The organism is Bradyrhizobium sp. (assembly GCF_030646015.1).
GTDB lineage: Bacteria > Pseudomonadota > Alphaproteobacteria > Rhizobiales > Xanthobacteraceae > Bradyrhizobium.
The window spans coordinates 47,425-64,666 of the sequence record NZ_JAUSLT010000150.1; the positions used below are offsets into that span (position 1 = coordinate 47,425).

13 protein-coding genes are annotated in these 17,242 nt (G+C 63.7%); 5 read left to right on the plus strand and 8 right to left on the minus strand.

Annotated features, from left to right (window positions below; genetic code table 11):
- Positions 1–89: 89 nt before the first annotated feature.
- The 3 genes from mfd to Q7T45_RS22970 all read right to left on the minus strand — a co-directional run bounded on the left by mfd (position 90) and on the right by Q7T45_RS22970 (position 5,413).
- Positions 90–3,608: a transcription-repair coupling factor gene (mfd, locus tag Q7T45_RS22960; RefSeq protein ID WP_304873816.1), complete on the minus strand. Its 3,519-nt coding sequence runs from the start codon at positions 3,606–3,608 to the stop codon at positions 90–92.
- Positions 3,605–3,892: a succinate dehydrogenase assembly factor 2 gene (locus Q7T45_RS22965; RefSeq protein WP_304873817.1), complete on the minus strand. Its 288-nt coding sequence runs from the start codon at positions 3,890–3,892 to the stop codon at positions 3,605–3,607. The genes mfd and Q7T45_RS22965 overlap by 4 nt, the downstream gene beginning before the upstream one ends.
- Before the next feature lie 720 nt (positions 3,893–4,612).
- Complete coding sequence (locus tag Q7T45_RS22970; protein WP_304873819.1) at positions 4,613–5,413, minus strand: hypothetical protein; 801 nt, start codon at positions 5,411–5,413, stop codon at positions 4,613–4,615.
- Between Q7T45_RS22970 and Q7T45_RS22975 the strand changes: the two genes are divergently transcribed.
- Positions 5,403–5,705: a hypothetical protein gene (locus Q7T45_RS22975; protein WP_304873821.1), complete on the plus strand. Its 303-nt coding sequence runs from the start codon at positions 5,403–5,405 to the stop codon at positions 5,703–5,705. The two genes, Q7T45_RS22970 and Q7T45_RS22975, sit on opposite strands and share 11 nt — an antisense overlap.
- Here Q7T45_RS22975 and Q7T45_RS22980 read toward each other — a convergent pair.
- Positions 5,702–6,100 (minus strand): hypothetical protein, encoded by a 399-nt coding sequence (locus Q7T45_RS22980; protein WP_304873822.1) that lies wholly within the window; start codon positions 6,098–6,100, stop codon positions 5,702–5,704. The genes Q7T45_RS22975 and Q7T45_RS22980 overlap by 4 nt on opposite strands.
- Before the next feature lie 239 nt (positions 6,101–6,339).
- Here Q7T45_RS22980 and recG point away from each other — a divergent pair, with 239 nt between their 5' ends.
- Positions 6,340–8,448 carry an ATP-dependent DNA helicase RecG gene (gene recG, locus Q7T45_RS22985; RefSeq protein WP_304873823.1) on the plus strand — a complete coding sequence of 703 codons (2,109 nt, stop codon included), beginning with the start codon at positions 6,340–6,342 and terminating at the stop codon, positions 8,446–8,448.
- A gap of 251 nt (positions 8,449–8,699) precedes the next feature.
- Here recG and Q7T45_RS22990 read toward each other — a convergent pair whose 3' ends face one another.
- From Q7T45_RS22990 to glmU, 3 genes are all read right to left on the minus strand, one after another.
- Positions 8,700–9,470: a DUF502 domain-containing protein gene (locus tag Q7T45_RS22990; RefSeq protein WP_304873825.1), complete on the minus strand. Its 771-nt coding sequence runs from the start codon at positions 9,468–9,470 to the stop codon at positions 8,700–8,702.
- Positions 9,471–9,567: 97 nt separating this feature from the next.
- Positions 9,568–11,394, minus strand: coding sequence for a glutamine--fructose-6-phosphate transaminase (isomerizing) (glmS, locus tag Q7T45_RS22995; protein ID WP_304873826.1), 1,827 nt, complete (start codon positions 11,392–11,394; stop codon positions 9,568–9,570).
- Positions 11,395–11,626: 232 nt separating this feature from the next.
- Positions 11,627–12,985, minus strand: a complete 1,359-nt coding sequence (gene glmU, locus Q7T45_RS23000; protein WP_304873828.1) for a bifunctional UDP-N-acetylglucosamine diphosphorylase/glucosamine-1-phosphate N-acetyltransferase GlmU — start codon at positions 12,983–12,985, stop codon at positions 11,627–11,629.
- Between the two features lie 225 nt (positions 12,986–13,210).
- On the opposite strand from glmU, the gene Q7T45_RS23005 reads away from it, so the two are divergent.
- Together Q7T45_RS23005 and Q7T45_RS23010 are read left to right on the plus strand one after the other, a co-directional pair.
- Positions 13,211–14,419 carry a hypothetical protein gene (locus tag Q7T45_RS23005; RefSeq protein ID WP_304873830.1) on the plus strand — a complete coding sequence of 403 codons (1,209 nt, stop codon included), beginning with the start codon at positions 13,211–13,213 and terminating at the stop codon, positions 14,417–14,419.
- A 114-nt stretch (positions 14,420–14,533) separates the two neighbouring features.
- The gene (locus Q7T45_RS23010) at positions 14,534–14,914 is read left to right on the plus strand and encodes a hypothetical protein (protein ID WP_304873831.1); all 381 of its coding nucleotides are present in this window, start codon (positions 14,534–14,536) and stop codon (positions 14,912–14,914) included.
- Here Q7T45_RS23010 and Q7T45_RS23015 read toward each other — a convergent pair.
- Positions 14,874–16,499, minus strand: coding sequence for a beta-(1-6) glucans synthase (locus Q7T45_RS23015; RefSeq protein WP_304873833.1), 1,626 nt, complete (start codon positions 16,497–16,499; stop codon positions 14,874–14,876). The two genes, Q7T45_RS23010 and Q7T45_RS23015, sit on opposite strands and share 41 nt — an antisense overlap.
- 269 nt (positions 16,500–16,768) lie before the next feature.
- On the opposite strand from Q7T45_RS23015, the gene Q7T45_RS23020 reads away from it, so the two are divergent.
- A partial coding sequence (locus Q7T45_RS23020) for a beta-1-3, beta-1-6-glucan biosynthesis protein (protein ID WP_304873836.1) occupies positions 16,769–17,242 on the plus strand: 474 nt, incomplete at its 3' end.

Consider the following 17,242-nt stretch of genomic DNA (forward strand, 5'->3'; position numbering starts at 1 on the left):
GGTCCATCTTGCTTCAACGGAATGGGTCCCGGTTCTGCGGAGCAGCGCGAAGAGCGCTGCACCGCGCCCGGGACACGGCAGAGCGTCGACTACGCCGCCTTCTTGTTCTCGGCCAGGTTGGCGAGTTGCCGCAAGATCTCGGTGGTGCCGTACAGGCGCTCTTCCGGCGTCTCCCAGACCTGCAGGAAAACCACCTTCATGTCCGGCCGCACCTTCGCGGCGTTGCCGTGCTGGCGGATGAAGTAGACGAGGCGATCGGGCTGCGCGAACTTGTTGTCGCGGAAGGTGATGACCGCGCCCTTCGGGCCCGCATCGACCTTCTCGACATTGGCTCTTCGGCAGTAGCCCTTGATCGCGGCGATCTTGAAGAGATATCGCACCTCGTCCGGCAGCACGCCGAAACGGTCGCGCAGCTCGGCGGCGAAATTGTCGATCTCGTCGTCGGTGTCGAGATCGGCCAATCGCCGGTACAGCGACAGCCGCACCGCGAGGTCGTTGACATATTCCTCCGGTATCAGCACCGGCATGCCGATGGTGATCTGCGGCGACCAGCGGTCGGCGGCAGGCTCCACCACGCCGGCCTTGAGGTTGAGGATCGCCTCCTCCAGCATCGACTGGTAAAGCTCGAAGCCGACTTCCTTGATGTGGCCTGACTGTTCCTCGCCGAGCAGATTGCCGGCGCCGCGAATATCGAGATCGTGCGATGCCAGCTGGAAGCCGGCGCCGAGCGTCTCCAGCGATTGCAGCACCTTCAGGCGGCGCTCCGCCTGCGCCGTGATCTTGGCCTGAGCCGGCAGCGTGAACAGCGCATAGGCGCGCAGCTTGGAGCGCCCTACCCGGCCGCGCAATTGATAGAGCTGCGCCAGGCCGAACATATCGGCGCGGTGCACGATCAGGGTATTGGCAGTGGGGATATCGAGACCGGACTCGATGATCGTGGTCGACAGCAGGATGTCGTACTTGCCGTCGTAGAATGCCGACATGATGTCCTCGATCACGGTCGGCGGCATCTGGCCATGCGCCACCGCGACCTTCATCTCCGGCACGTTCTTGTCGAGGAAATCCTTCACGCCGGCGAGGTCCTCGATCCGCGGCACCACATAGAACGCCTGTCCGCCGCGGTAGCGTTCGCGCAGCAGCGCCTCGCGGATCATCAGGGGGTCGTGCGGCGCGACAAAGGTGCGGACCGCGAGGCGATCGACCGGCGGCGAGGCAATGATCGAGAGATCGCGCACCCCGGTCAACGCCAGCTGCAGCGTGCGCGGGATCGGCGTGGCGCTCAGCGTCAGCACGTGGACCTGGGCCCGCAGCTGCTTCAGTTTCTCCTTGTGGGTGACGCCGAAATGCTGCTCCTCGTCGACGATCACGAGGCCGAGATCCCTGAACTTGATCGCTTTTCCGAGCAGCGCATGGGTGCCGATCACGATATCGACCCCGCCTTCCGAGATGCCTTTCTTGACCTGCGTCAGTTCCTTGGCCGGGACCAGCCGCGAGGCCTGCGCGACATTGACCGGGAAGCCGCGGAATCGCTCGGTAAAATTCTTGCTGTGCTGCCGCGCCAGCAGCGTGGTCGGCACCACCACGGCGACCTGCTTGCCCTCCAGCGCCACTGCGAACGCCGCACGCAGCGCCACCTCGGTCTTGCCGAAGCCGACATCGCCGCAGATCAGCCGGTCCATCGGCCGGCCGGTTTCGAGGTCCTTCAGCGTGGCATTGATGGCGCCGAGCTGGTCCTCGGTTTCTTCGTAGGGGAAGCGCGCGCAGAATTCGTCATAGAGATGCGGCTGCACCGGCATTTTCGGTGCTTCATGCAGGTGCCGTGCGGCGGCGATCTTGATCAGTTCGCCGGCGATCTCGCGGATGCGGTTCTTGAGTTTTGCCTTGCGCGCCTGCCAGCCGCTGCCGCCAAGCCGGTCCAGCTCGACATTGGCGTGGTCGGAGCCGTAGCGCGACAACAGTTCGATATTCTCGACCGGGAGAAAAAGCTTGGTGTCGGCGGCGTAATGCAGCTCGAGGCAGTCATGCGGCGCGCCGCCGACCTCGAGCGTCTGCAGCCCGATGAAGCGGCCGATGCCGTGCTCGATATGAACCACGAGATCGCCGGTAGAGAGGCTGGTGACCTCGGAGATGAAATTGTCGAGCTTGCGGCTGGCCTTGCGCGGCCGCACCAGCCGGTCGCCGAGGATGTCCTGCTCGCTGATGACGGCGACATGCTCGGTCTCGAACCCGGACTCCATGCCGACCACCGCCAGCATGGCCTCGTTGCGCGGCGTCGCCTGCACCGTGCGCCAGCTATTGACGCTGGTGAGCTGGCCGAGCTTGTGGTCTTTCAGCATGCTTCCCATGCGGTCGCGCGAGCCTTCGCTCCACAGCGCGATCACCACCTTCTTGCGCAAGGCATGCAGCGCCCGGACGTGGGCAACCACGGCCTCGAACACGTTGACGGAGGTATCGGCGCGCTCCGGCGCAAAATTGCGGCCCTGCCGGGCCCCGGCATCGACAGTGCCGGCACTTCCCTCGGGCACCGCGAACGGCGTCAGCCGCGCCAGCGCCGCTTCCTCCAGCCGTTTGCCCCACTCGTCTTCGGTCAGATACAGCCGGTCCGGCGGCAACGGCTTGTAGATCGCGCCGCCGCCGGGATGCTCCAGCGCCTCGCGCCGCGCCTCGTAATAGTCGGCGATCTGCTTGAAGCGTTCCCGCGCCGCGTCCTCGCTCTGCGGCTCGATCGCAACCGGCGCGCCGTCGAGATAGTCGAACAGCGTGTCCATCCGGTCCTGGAACAGCGGCAGCCAGTGCTCCATGCCGGGGTGGCGGCGGCCTTCGCTGACGGCTTCGTACAGGAGATCGTCGCGCTGCGGCGCGCCGAAAGTGGCGACGTAGCCCATCCGGAAACGGCGGATGGTTTCGGTGACCAGTTGAAATTCCGAGATCGGCACCAGATCGAGCGAACGCATCGGCAGCAGCGTGCGCTGGGTTTCCGCGTCGAAACTCCTGATCGATTCCAGGCTGTCGCCGAAGAAATCGAACCGTACCGGCTGGTCGAGCCCGGCCGGAAACAGGTCGAGAATGCCGCCGCGCACGGCGTACTCGCCGGGTTCACGCACCGTCGACGAGCGGTTGTAGCCGTTATGCTCCAGCCACGAAATGATGGAGGCCATCGGCACCACATGGCCCGGCGCCACCGACAGCGCCTGCGCCGCGACGGTTTCCCGCGCGGGCACCCGCTGCACGATGGCGTTGACCGTGGTCAGCACGATCAGCGGCTTGTCGCTGCCGACCAGCCGCGACAACCTTGCCAGCGTGGTCAACCGTTGCGCCAGAATGCCGCCATGCGGCGACACCCGGTCATAGGGCTGGCAGTCCCACGCCGGGAACTGCATGACCGGCAAATCCGGCGCGAAGAATTCCAGCGCGCGGGCCAGCTGCTGCATGCGCGGACCGTCGCGGCAGACCACGGCAAGGCTGACCGCCGGCGGGTTCGGCCGCGCTGCCACCGCGCGCGCGAGGTCGGAAACCACGAGGCCTTCGGCGCCCTCGGCGACATTGGCAAAGGTCAGCGCGCTGCCTGATGTCAGCATCTGCGCCGGCGATTGTGTCGGAGCCTTCATGCCACGGGACCCGCCCGAAATGACTGGATGCGGTCGAACAGGCCGTTGGCATAGTCCGGCGCCGGCGGCATTTTGCCGGTCAGTGCGGCGTAGAGATCGGGGTCGGGCACATCCATCAGATATTCGAACTGAACCAGTTCGTCGTCTGACAGATTTTCGATCTCGGCATCGGCAAAGCGGCCGAGGATGAGATCCATCTCGCGGGTGCCGCGATGCCAGCAGCGAAACAAAAGCCGCTTGCGGCGGTCATCGAGGCCGTCGCTCGATCGTGTCGATCCCGTCATTGAAGTTTCCCATTCGAACGCCAAAAGCCCGGACGTGCCGGGCGGGGTTGATATAGCCATGGGAGCGAGGAATGTCAGCCCCGATGTTCCGGGAATGGACCATTCTGTTGCAACGGTGCCGTGCATAAACGCACCTTCGCGATCTCGCGGCGCGGTTCGCCCGAGGTTTGCCGGAATTTTCCTTCGCCCTCCAATCAGAGGGCGCAGGGAAAGCCGGGTGCGCGCTGCACCCGCGGTCTCGTGTGCAATAGGGTAGAGGTAGGCGGCACACGAGCATACAGGTGAAGCGGAGGCATCCGACTTTCCCTGCGCGATAGTTTACGGCTTATACGTGCTCTTCTCGGTGAGCCCTGCACTTTTGCCACCGTCGCCCGCGCTGCCTTAAGCTGCGAACTTGATACCTGCCCTTGGGGTATCGGAACCACACGACTTCGCCGTCCGCTTCAGGTGCCCTCGTCAGTCGCACCGTCGACGTCCACCGCATCCCGCCCCGCGCTGGTACGTTGCGCAACGCCCCCTGAGTGGGACGGGATGGCGAGACATATAGTTCAATTTACTTTTCTGGAAAACAGAAATATTTTATCGCGAGGGGATTGACAGGATTTCCGATAACCAGAAGTGATTTGCCCGTCGGGTAGATTTGTTGAATTGATTGAGGAAATCAGTTTGGGGCACGCACGAACTGTCCAAAAAAGGGGGCGAATCGCCGCCTCAATAGAATCAGAGTTTGTCGTTCAGCAGGACGGCCACGAGTCTGTTAGCCGTTTCCCACTCATCGCCGTAGCTGAACGTGATGGTGAGCCGGTCTTTGCGGAGAAAAGCCCGATTGAAAGACTTGAGTTCGCGTGCGCTGATCTCAAAGCGATCGTATTTCGTGAATTGATCTTCCCCACGGTCGTTCGGACAACGGAGAAGCAGGTAGTTTCTTAACTCGGTCAGTGACCGACTATCCAGCATTGGCTGAAACAACGGTGTGACAGTTATCGCCGTCGATCGGTCGATCTTACGGCGCTCTGCGATTCTGGCGACAACCCCCGCAAACTCCCGGTCATCCTGGCTTTCGACATCAGCCTCCTCCGCACCACGGGCCGGATTGATATACCGTGCATCGATCACCTTCCGCGCGATCGGACGAAGTCGTAGAACAGAAAACCAGATCAGCGCACCAACGGCATAATTGGCCAGGCAGAGTATCGAAAAGCCAAAAAACACTCCGAAGAGCATGAAGGCAGGATATCTATCGGACCCCGGGATTATGTAATCACCCGAAGAATATTTCTGGGCTTGAAAAAATCCGTCGATCGCAAGTGCGACGTAGCAAAAGAGAAAGCCGTAAGAGAATATTGAATTTCTGATGATGATCATCACAAGAGCAGGAACAAGAGCTCCCAAAGCGTCGAATGGCCGAAAAACCCCGTAACGCGCATGTTCTACATAGAGCATCTCAATAACCACGACGCACGCCACGACCAGCGCACAAACGTTCGCTATCCATGTTGGTCGCGAGCCAGTGAAGTTCATTGACGTCCCCCTGAAGAAGAGGAACACGGATGCGGCGGTCAAATCGATAGCACATTCGTGCTATCTTCCGGATTTGCGCGGATCGATGATCCGCCTTACCTTCCAGATGGCGGACTACGCCTCCGGCTCCAATCCGCCCTACGGGCTTAATCGATTGAGGAAATCGCTTTTTTTCAGGCACGACGCTGTCAAAATACTTTTCGTGCACGCCGACGGAGCCAAGGAGCTAGATCTCGACGGGCAAATCACCCGCCTCAATAGAACAAGAGCTGGCGTTCAGCAGGATGGCTAGGAGCCTGGGTTACTAGCTTGTCCAAAAATTCGAACCACGGCCGCGCCAAGTAAATACAGCCCAACGACACACATGCTCAGCAGCAGTATCGCGGTGAATGAAACGGTTGCGCTGGACACATATGAGACACGCTCGTCACCGACATAAGCCGCCCTCGTCAGGTAAGTCATCTCTGCGAAGAGGAGCGCATGAGAAACGGCTAGAATGATAGATAGGGGACGATTGCGAAGAATGAACGAAACCGCACCCGGCAGCAGCAACACCAGCATGTTCCCGATTGCATAATCTCCATAACTCTTGTGATTTATCCAAGAACGTTCCGCCAGCGCACCGGTTGCGAAGCAGAATGTCAGAAGGTTCAGGACGAAGGTGGTGCGATTACCTATGATGTTCATTTTCTCGCTCCACGAACCGACGGTGCAGCCATCGGGTATTTTGCGTATTTCCACTTCAGCATAAATCCGACCGGCAAATCGATGGCACGTTCGTGCTATGCACATCATTCCAACAGGTCCGCAGATCTATCGAGCGGTTCAGAAAATCGCTCGCCGATACGCTTTCTCCAGCCCGCGAAAAAGCCGTGGATACCCAGCCCAAAGCCGGGCATATGGACAGGAACGGACTAGATATCGCGATGCGCCCTGCTCTGCTCAATCCCCTGTTTGCGCCGGTCACGACCCTTGGGGGCGTCGGGCCGAAGCAGGACAAATTGTTCCGCTATCTGCTCGGCCGCGATGAGACGCCGCGGCTGGTGGATTTGTTGTTGCATCTGCCGGCCAGCGTGATCGACCGCCGGGCGCGGCCGAAGATCCGCGACGCCGCCCAGGGAGCCGTGGTCACGCTGGAGGTGACCGTCGACCGGCATCGCCCGCCACCGCCGCGCAATGCGCGGGCGCCGTTCCTGGTCTATGCCAGCGACGACACCGGCGACGTGGTGCTGACCTTCTTCCGCGCCAAGCCCGGCTACGTCGAGAAGCTGTTGCCGGTCGGCGCCAAGCGCTACGTCTCCGGCACCTTGCAGATGTATGACGGCATCCCGCAGATCGTGCATCCCGACCGCGTCGTCGATGAAGAGGGATTTGCAAAACTGTCGGGCATCGATCCGGTCTATCCGCTGACCGAGGGGCTGGCGCTGGGCTCGCTGCGCCGGGCGATGGCGCAGGCGCTGCAGAAGCTGCCCGCGCTGCCGGAATGGATCAGCCCGGAAGTGATCCGCCGCTGCAAATTTCCTGCGGTCGCCGAAGCGCTGCAGCGCGTGCATGTGCCGGTCGAGCTCACGGACATTCTGCCTGACGGCCCGTTCTGGTCACGGCTGGCCTTCGATGAATTGCTGGCCGGCCAGTTGGCGCTGGCGCTGGTGCGGGCGCAGTTGCGCCGCCCGGCCGGCGACCGCCACGCCGGCGACGGCCACCTGCGCAGCCGGATCATCGACGCGCTGCCCTATGCACTGACGACCTCGCAGCGCGACGCGGTCGCCGCCATCACCGACGATCTGCGCCAGCCGGTGCGGATGTTGCGGCTGCTGCAGGGCGACGTCGGCTCCGGCAAAACTGTGGTGGCGCTGCTGGCGGCTGCCGCCGTCACCGAAGTCGGCAAGCAGGCCGCACTGATGGCACCGACCGAAATTTTAGCGCGGCAGCATATCAAGACCATCACGCCGCTGGCCGAACGCGCCGGCTTGCGGGTCGCGATCCTCACCGGCCGTGAAAAGGGCAAGGAGCGGCGCGAACTGCTGGCGCGGCTCGCCGCCGGCGAGATCGATTTCCTGGTCGGCACCCACGCGTTGATCCAGGACGACGTGGTGTTCCAGTCGCTGGCGCTGGCGGTGGTCGACGAGCAGCACCGTTTCGGGGTGCGCGAACGGCTGGCGTTGACCAACAAGGGCGAAGCGGTCGACGTGCTGGTGCTGAGTGCGACGCCGATCCCGCGCACGCTGGTCATGACCTATTTCGGCGACATGGACGTCTCGGAATTGCGCGAGAAGCCGGCGGGACGCCAGCCGATCGATACCCGCACGGTGCCGAACAGCCGGCTCGGCGAGGTGATGGACGGTGTCGGCCGCGCGCTCGACAAGGGCAAACTGGTGTACTGGATCTGCCCGCTGGTCGAGGAATCCGAAGCCGAGGGCATCGAGCATCTGACCAATGCCACCGAACGGTTCGAGAGCCTGAAGCAGCGGTTCGGCGACCGCGTCGGCCTGGTGCATGGCCAGATGAAGGGCACCGAAAAAGACCGCGTGATGGCGCAGTTCGCCGCCGGCGAGATCGGGCTATTGGTCGCCACCACCGTGGTCGAGGTCGGCGTCGACGTGCCCGCCGCCACCATCATGGTGATCGAAAACGCCGAACGCTTTGGCCTGGCGCAATTGCACCAGCTGCGCGGCCGGATCGGCCGTGGTTCGGAAGCCTCGACCTGCCTGCTGCTCTACAAGGAGCCGCTGAAGGAAATGTCGACCGCGCGGCTGAAAGTGATCCGGGAAACCACCGACGGTTTTCGCATCGCCGAGGAAGATCTGAAACTGCGCGGCGAAGGCGACGTGCTGGGCACACGGCAAAGCGGCCTGCCCGGTTACCGCATCGCGCGCTCCGAGGTGCACGCCCAGCTCGTCACGCAAGCCCGCGACGAGGCGCTGCGGATCATGAAGGACAATCCGAAGCTGGAGGGGGCGCGAGGTGAGGCGCTGCGGGTGCTGTTGTATCTGTTCGAGCGCGATGAGGCGGTGCCGTTGATCGGGGCGGGGTAGAGCCCATCAGCGTCATTCCGGGATGGTCCGAAGGACCAGACCCGGAATCTCGAGATTCCGGGTTCGCTCGCTACGCTCCCGCCCCGGAATGACGACACTGGCGACGGTTCAATTGATAAAGCGCTTCTATCTCTTCGTCAGACGCAAAATCCCCGCGACGCGCGTCTTCCATTCCCACGCGGACTGCGGTTCGCTCTTCATCGGAAAGTCGGTACACGCCGCGGCGGCGCTGCTCGATTGTGCGAGCCATCTTAATCCACCTTCGCAGGCTCCGGCCGCGGTGCGGCCGTATTCGCCACCCGCGCGGCGTTCGCCATCTCAGCAAGCGCTGCGATCTTCTTCTGGCCGTCGGAGCCGGGCTGCACCACGCCGCAGGACATGATCAGGGTGGCGGCGTCTTCGGCGGTCATCTGGACTTCGATGATCTTGCTCTTCGGCACATAGAAGAAGAAGCCGGTGGTCGGGTTCGGCGCGCACGGCAGGAATACCGAGATGTGCTCGTCCTGGCCCGGCAGCTTGTTGGCGATCTCCACGCTCGGCGACTGCGAGATCAGCACGATCGACCACATGCCGGGCGACGGGAATTCGACCAGGCCGACGCGGCGGAAGCTGGAGCCCTGCCCCGAAAACAGCGTCTCGAACACCTGCTTGAGGCCGCGATAGATCGCGCGCACCACCGGCATGCGGCCGAGCAGCCGCTCGCCGAGATCGACCAGGGTCCGTCCGATCAAATTGGCGGCGAGGAAGCCCAGCAGCGTCAGCGCGAACACCGCGACGATCAGCCCGGCGCCCGGCAGGCCGAACGGCAGATAGGTCTCCGGGCGATAGGCCATCGGAATGAGTGGCCGGACGATGCCGTCGACCCAGGTGACGAACCACCAGGTCAGATAGAAGGTGATGGCGATCGGTCCGGCGACGATCAGGCCGGTCAGGAAATAGTTCCGGAATCGGGCCATAAACCCGCTGTGGGCCTCTGGCGGGACTTCGGCCGGGGGCACGGGCGGCAAATCGTCGGGATTCATACGGGTTCCAGGTTAATCGCAGCGGCTACTGTACACTGCCAGCTAAGCCATCCTAGCAGACTTTGGAAGGCCCCGACCACCGTCCGGCGTGTGACACTTATTCCACCGTCACCGATTTCGCCAGATTGCGCGGCTGGTCGACGTCGGTGCCCATGATCACGGCGGTATGATAGGCCAGCAGCTGCACCGGGACGGCATAGACCATCGGCGTGAAGGTCGCGGCCATGTCCGGCAGCACGATGGTTACCAGCGACTCGATGGTCGCCTCCGCCGCGCCCCTGGCGTCGGTCATGAGAATGATTTTGCCGCCGCGAGCGGCGACTTCCTGCATGTTGGAGACGGTTTTTTCGAACACCCGGTCATGCGGCGCGATCACCACGACGGGCATGTTCTCGTCGATCAGCGCGATCGGACCGTGCTTGAGCTCGCCGGCGGCGTAGCCCTCGGCATGGATGTAGGAAATTTCCTTCAGCTTCAGGGCGCCTTCCAACGCCAGGGGATAGCTGGTGCCGCGACCGAGATAGAGCACGTCCTTGCATTTTGAAAGGTCGCGCGCGAGCTTTTCGATTTGCGGCTCGGTCTTCAGGGCCTCGGCCATCAGGCGCGGAATTTCCACGAGGCCATGAACGAGTTTGGTTTCGTCGGCCTCCGACAATACGCCGCGCGCGGTGCCGGCGGCCACCGCGATTGCGGCCAGCACCATCAGCTGGCAGGTAAAGGCCTTGGTCGAGGCGACGCCGATTTCCGGTCCGGCCAGAGTCGGCAGCACGGTCTCGCTTTCGCGCGCGATGGTCGAACTCGGCACGTTCACCACGGAGAGCGTATGCACGCCCTCCCCCTTGGCGTAGCGCAAGGCGGCCAGCGTGTCGGCGGTCTCGCCGGACTGCGAAATGAAAATCGCGAGATCCCCTTTGCGCAGCGGCGCCTCGCGGTAGCGGAATTCCGAGGCGACATCCAGTTCGACGGGAACGCGGCCGAGCCGCTCGAACCAGTATTTGGCGATGAAACCGGCATAGCTCGCGGTGCCGCAGGCGACGATCGAGATGCGCTGGATATCCCTGAAGTCGAACGGCAGGTTGACCGGCAACGCCACGCGCTCGGTCGCCATGTCGACGTAGCGCGCCAGCGTGTGGCCGACCACTTCCGGCTGCTCGTGAATTTCCTTGGCCATGAAGTGGCGGTAGTTCGCCTTGTCGACCAGCGAGGTCGAGGCCGAGTGCTTGATCGGCTCGCGATGCACGATCGCGTTGTTCTTGTCGTAGATCACGGCGCTGCTATGCGTCAGTACGACCCAGTCGCCGTCCTCGAGATAGCTGACTGTGTCGGTCAACGGGCCAAGCGCGATCGCGTCCGAGCCCAGATACATCTCGCCGTCGCCGTAACCGATCGCGAGCGGCGGGCCGTTGCGGGCGCCGATCATCAAATTGGCATCGCCTGCAAAGATAAAACCGAGCGCGAACGCGCCGCGCAGCTGCGACAGCGACGCCTTCACCGCCTCGACAGGCTCGATGCCTTTTGCAAGGTAACTGTCGACCAGATGCAGCACGATCTCGGTATCGGTCTCGGTCCTGAACACCGCGCCCTTTTTCGTCAGCGCTTCGCGCAACTCGCGGAAATTTTCGATGATGCCGTTGTGAACCACGGCGACGCGGTCGGTGGCGTGGGGATGCGCGTTGTTCTCGGTCGGCTTGCCGTGGGTGGCCCAGCGGGTGTGCCCGATGCCGGTGTGCCCCGCCAACGGCTCGGCCCGCAACCGCGCTTCCAAATTCTTCAACTTGCCTTCGGCGCGGCGCCGCTCGATATGATCGCCTTCCAGCGTGGCGACGCCAGCGGAATCGTAACCGCGATATTCCAGCCGCTTGAGCGAATCCACCAATTGCTCCGCGACCGAAGCCCGTCCGAGAATGCCGACAATGCCGCACATGCGGTTCAATATCCCCAAATTTAACGAGAAGGCGTCTGCATCTCTTAACGAGAATCGCGCAGGTTCAGATACTCAATAATTATTGCCGATTGAGACAGCGTTAAGCGGAAAGCTTAATGGGCGGTGCAATCAGCCGTCCTTCGGCACCTTGGCTACCACAGACTGGAATGATCCAATACACCCTGGCATGAAGCAAATCCTCGCTGCGCCGGGACACAATCGGTCCCGCGCGCTAGCGATCCTTTGGCGTCCTGGCTTTCGTCTTCAGCTCGCGATACCGCTTGGCGCCGCCTTCGCGGTTGGTTTGCGGGCTGCGCTCGACGGCCAACGCGTCGTCGGGCACGTCCTTGGTGATGACAGAGCCCGAGCCGATATAGGCGCCGTTGCCGATTTTCACCGGCGCCACCAGCGAGGAGTTGGTGCCGACGAAGGCGCCCTCGCCGATCGTGGTCTTGTGCTTGGAAAATCCGTCGTAATTGCAGGTGATGGTGCCGGCGCCGATGTTGGAATTGGCGCCGACATGGGCGTCGCCGATATAGCTGAGGTGATTGACCTTGACGCCGGCTTCCAGCGTCGCCGCCTTGACCTCGACGAAATTGCCGATCCGCGCGCCGTCGCCGAGCGAGGTCCCCGGCCGCAACCGCGCATAGGGGCCGACGGAGGCGTGTCTGCCGATCGAGGCCTGCACGATGTGGGAGAAGGAATGGATCACCGCGCCGTCTGATATCGAGACGCCGGGACCGATCACCACGAACGGCTCGATCGTCACGTCCTTGCCGAATGTCGTGTCCGCGGCCAGATAGACCGTTTCGGGCGCGATCAGCGTCACGCCGGCCTCCAGCGCCGCCTTGCGCAACCTTGCCTGCATGACTGCTTCCGCCTCCGCGAGCTGGGCCTTGGTATTGATGCCCCGCACTTCATCCTCGCTGGTTTCGATCACGACGGCCTCCCATCCCAGCTCCCGAACCACGGTGACGGCGTCGGTCAGGTAATACTCGCCTTTGCTGTTGGCATTGCCGATCGCCTCGATGATCTGCAGCGCCTTGCGGCCGTCGAACGCCATCATGCCGGCGTTGCAGAGTTTTATCGCGCGTTGCTCAGGCGTGGCGTCGGCGTGTTCGCGGATCTCCACCAGCCGGTCACCCTCGACCAGCAGCCGGCCATAGCCGGTGGGGTCGGCGGCGCGAAAGCCGAGCACCGCAAGGGCTGCGCCTGACCGCAGCGGCGCGCGCAGCCGCGCAAATGTCTCGGCCGAAATCAACGGCGTATCGCCGAACACCACCAGCAGATCGTCGGCGCCGCTGACGATGGCGTCGCGGGCCGCCAGCACCGCATGCGCGGTGCCGAGCCGCTCGCGCTGGACGAAGCTGGCGGCGTCGGGGCGGATACGTTTGACCTCGTCGGCGACCGCGGTGTGGTCAGGTCCGATCACCACGGCAAGCCGGGAATCAACACCTTTCGGGGCGGCGCCCAGCACATGCGCCAGCAGCGACTGGCTTGCGACGGGATGCAGCACCTTCGGGAGCGACGATTGCATGCGGGTGCCCTCACCGGCGGCGAGCACAATGGTGAGGCTGGATCGAGCGGACATTCGTATCCCTGTGTTGGTCCCTGTCTGGCGGGTCTTTTGGCTTGTGACGCAGCCGCCCTCTTAGAGGGTTTTCGTCCCGCATGGAAATCCGATTCGTCCAAAGGATGCAGCGCCGACAGCAGGGAGAACGGCCGGCCGGACCATCCCGATTCAAGGTGGGGAGCTATTTCCTGTTAATGTTTGCATTGTGATTCGGGCAGGCCTCGGGAGGGCCGACAACTTCGTATGGCCAAGAAACCTGACCAGAAAACGGACCACCTGGCTGGCGGTTTCGAAACCGAGAATACCGGTGGCGTGCTGACCGGCTTTTTGGCGGAGGAGGACGAATTCGACCGCCGCGCGCTGTGGCGATTGGGATCGTGGGGCGTTGCCTCGGTCGGCGCGGTGGTGCTGGCGGTGCTAGCCAACCAGTCATCGGTCGGATGGCGGCGCGACCAGGTCGCGGCGGCCGACCTGACCCGCCAGGCCCAGCAGATTCAATCGGTCGCCAGGGACAGCCAGAGCGAGGCCAGGCGGCTGGCCTCCGCGATCGAAACGCTGAACAGCGATCGCGACCGGCTGTATTCCCGCGTCACCGTGTTGGAACAGGGACTGGATACCGCGACCGGCGCCATTGCCCGGCAAGCCGCCGCCCCGGCGGCGACGCAACCGGTTCCCACCTGGCCTGCGGGCGAGACCGCGGCGGTGCTGGCCAGCCCACCCCCGGTCGTCGCGCCCGTAGCGACAACGGCCGCTTCAGCCGCCGAGAAGCTGCCGAAGGTCACCGCGGCGCCCGCCGTGGCGCCCGAACCGGCTCCGGCCACGGTCTCGTCGGTCGAACCGCCGCCACAAAATCCACCGGCGAGCCCGGCCAAGCCGCTGATGGCGGAGCGTTCGATGATGGCGCCGCCCGATGCCGCGGCCGGAAAACTGATCGAACCGGAGGCGCCGGCGAAGACCGTCACGTCAGGGCCGATGCCGGAAATCGTTGCCACGGTCGGCGTCGACGCGGAAGCGGAGGCGATCGCCCCCAAACTGCAGCGCACCGAATTCGGCGTCGATGTCGGCGGCGCCAATTCGGTCGGTGGCCTGCGCGCGCTGTGGCGCGGCCTTTTGAAATCGAAGTCGAATGCGCCGCTTGCGGCATTGCGGCCGATCATCGTGGTGAAGGAAGGCTCGGGCGGGCTCGGTCTGCAGCTGCGGCTGGTCGCCGGCCCACTGCGCGATGCGGCGGCGGCGGCGAAAATCTGCGCCGCGCTGATCGAAAGCCAGCGGCCTTGCGAGACCACCGTGTTCGACGGACAGCGCCTGTCGCTGCAGAGCGACGAGCCACCCGCCGCCGTCAAGCCGGCGCCGCGCAAGCGAAGCAGCGCCAAGCAGAAGCCGTCGGCGGCGGTCGAGGAGCCGAAGAAGCCGGAACCCCGCACGCTGTCCTCGCTATTCAAGCGCGACTAATAAACCAGTAATTCCAACGTATTAGACGAGACTTCTCACGTTCTTTCATGACGCTGCGACGCGCATGGCGCGCGCCGGGTTGTCCCGCCCCGAATTACCGACCATATTCAAACGATGAAAAAAACCCCGTTCCGGCTGACGCCCTACCAGGTGCAATGGCTGCTCGTCGTCGGCTTCGTGACCGTCGGCTACGCGCTCTATCTGCGCTACCTCGCGATCGAGTTTTCGAGCGCGGCGCTGGCCTGCGATGCCGGCCTGCAAACCATGCTGTGCAAGACCAGGATCCTGGTGACGTCGCTGTTTCGCAATTCGGTGTTCGGCATCGTCGCGCTCATCATTGCGACGCTGCATCTGCTGCGGCCGTCGATCGTGCTGCTCACCGGCGGGCTGATATCAGCCGGATTTGGCATCGTGCTCTACAATGTCAGCCTGTCGGGTCTGGCGATCGGCCTGCTTATTTTGGGATTTGCACGGCCCGCGCCCGCCACAGCGTAACCGCAAGCAGGACAAACAGCGCGCAGGTCCACAGCGACTGCCAGTTGTCCTTGCCTTCGTTGAACCCGGTGTAAAGCGCTGCGGTCGCCAGCACGCCGGCAAAGACCGCCTCGGCGATCGGACGCGTGCCCTCCTGCGGCCGGTTCAGCGCCATCAGCGTCCAGAATGGCAGCACCGCCATGCTCAGGGCGGCAAACGGAAAATCCTTGTAACGCGGATCGAACACGAAGCCGAGTGCGGTCTCGGCGCCGATCAGGGTGGTCACCAGCAGCACCGCCCCGAGCAGGAAGGTCAGCACCGACCGGGTCCGCTGTTCGCGTGGCCCCACCAGTTCCAGGAATGTCGGCAGCGCCCGTCCCGACATCAGGGCGTTGGCGCACAGCATGGGCGATGCGATCCCGGCCGCCAGCAGCGCGCCCCATTTGAGCCAGCCGCCAATCCCGTAACTTTCATAGAGCATCTTGTCGACGGCGACGCCGAGCAGGATGCCGGCCGCTGTGGCGGAGATGGCGACCGCGACCCAGGCTGCCGGCCGCGGCGTCCAGGGCCGGCGGCGCAGCGTCAGCCAGGCCGCGCCGAACACCAGGATGCTCAGGCCCATGCCGGATCCCATCTGCAGCTTCCATCGGGGATAGTTGCTGATGGCCTCATTCGCAGGATATTTCACGGCGCGCTTGACCGCATCGATCAGGCCCCAATAGCCGCCGACGGTGCCCTCGAGCTGACGCTTCCAGGGCTGGTCATAGGCCTCGATCAGATTGACGCGAAAGTTCTCCCGCTTGGCCAGCGCCAGAATTTCCGAGACCACCTTGGCTTGATTGGCGCGCGACGGCAGCGCGCCTTCGCGCATCCGTCCGGCACTCGGCCAGCCGGTTTCGCCGATCAGGATTTCCTTGCCCGGAAACGCCACCGCCATCCGCTTGCGAATGGCGTCGACATGGGCGGCGGCATGTCTGGCGCGGATCGGGAAGTCTTCCCAATACGGCAGGATGTGGATGGTGACGAAATCGACGGCCTCATAGACTTCCCGGTGGCGCAGCCAGAACTCCCACACATCCGCATAGGTGACGGGAATGGTGACCTGCGATTTGACCGAGCGGATGTTGGCCGCGAGGTCGGCGGCCGTCATCTCGCCGCGCAGCAGCACCTCGTTGCCGACCACGACCGAGGTGATGACGCCGGGATATTCCCTGGTCAGACGCACCGCGGTCTGGATCTGCGCGAGATTCTTCAGCCGGTTGCTGCCGAGCCAGATCCCCTGAATGACCTTCAGTCCCACCTTGCCGGCGAGTTCCGGAACCTGGTCGAGACCGTTGTCGATCGAATAGGTCCGCACGCAGTCGGTTATCCTGGCGAGCTGCGCCAGATCCTCGGCGATCTGTTCCGGTCCGACATGCAAGGTCGGCACCAGCGGCGACTGGTCGCCGCGGAACGGCGCGTAGGACACGCATTGCAGTTTGGCGGTGGGGTCGATCGGCGCGCGCGCCAGGTTGATGGGCGTGGCCAGCCACCACCACGCCGCGGCAATCGCACTCAGGGATAACAGGAGAAGCGCCAGTGGCGTACGAAGTGAAATCGGTTCCATCCTCCGGGCGAGGACCGTCGATTAGCTTGTCACCGGCCTCCTGCCAAGAGCCGGATGGTCGCAATCGAGGCTGTTCCCGGACTGCGGCTTTACCACACGGCGATAAAGTTGTGACTTTGCTGGACAAAATTCGAAATGTCCGTCATGGGATTCCCTCGGGAGTTAACTTGGGAATCCGCCGGCGTCGCCGCCGCATTGGAGACCCATTTGGACGGCATCAAACCAGCGCGTCCGGGCTGGCCTCGGAACGGGAACAAATCGGGGAATCTATGCGTCGACGGGTGCTTCAGTTTCAGAGTGCGGTTTTGCGCCATCTCGCCGTTCCCGTGCTCGCCCTCCTGATCGGTAGCGGCGGCGCCGTCGCCCAGAGCGGAGATTCCCGCGCGCAGGACCCCGGCAAGCCGGCCGCGACCACCCCCGCCGATGTCGCCAAGGATAACCAGCGCAAGACCGACCAGTTCCTGGAGGCCTCGCAGGCCATCAACGGCCCGGCCGGAAACCCCGAATGCGTCTGGCTCGGCCGCCGCGTGGTCCGCCTGATGTGGCTCGACGATCTCGACACCGCGTTTCGGCATCTCGATCTGTACGACCGGTTTGGCTGCCCCGGCGGCCACGTGCAGGCGACGTTCCGCTGCCTGACCCGTTTTGGCGGCGAGATCGATCCCAAGGTGGCGGACACGCTGAGCGGCCGGATTCATGCCTGCTGGATCAATCCGGGGGCGCAGCCGCAGACCGCCGCGGCC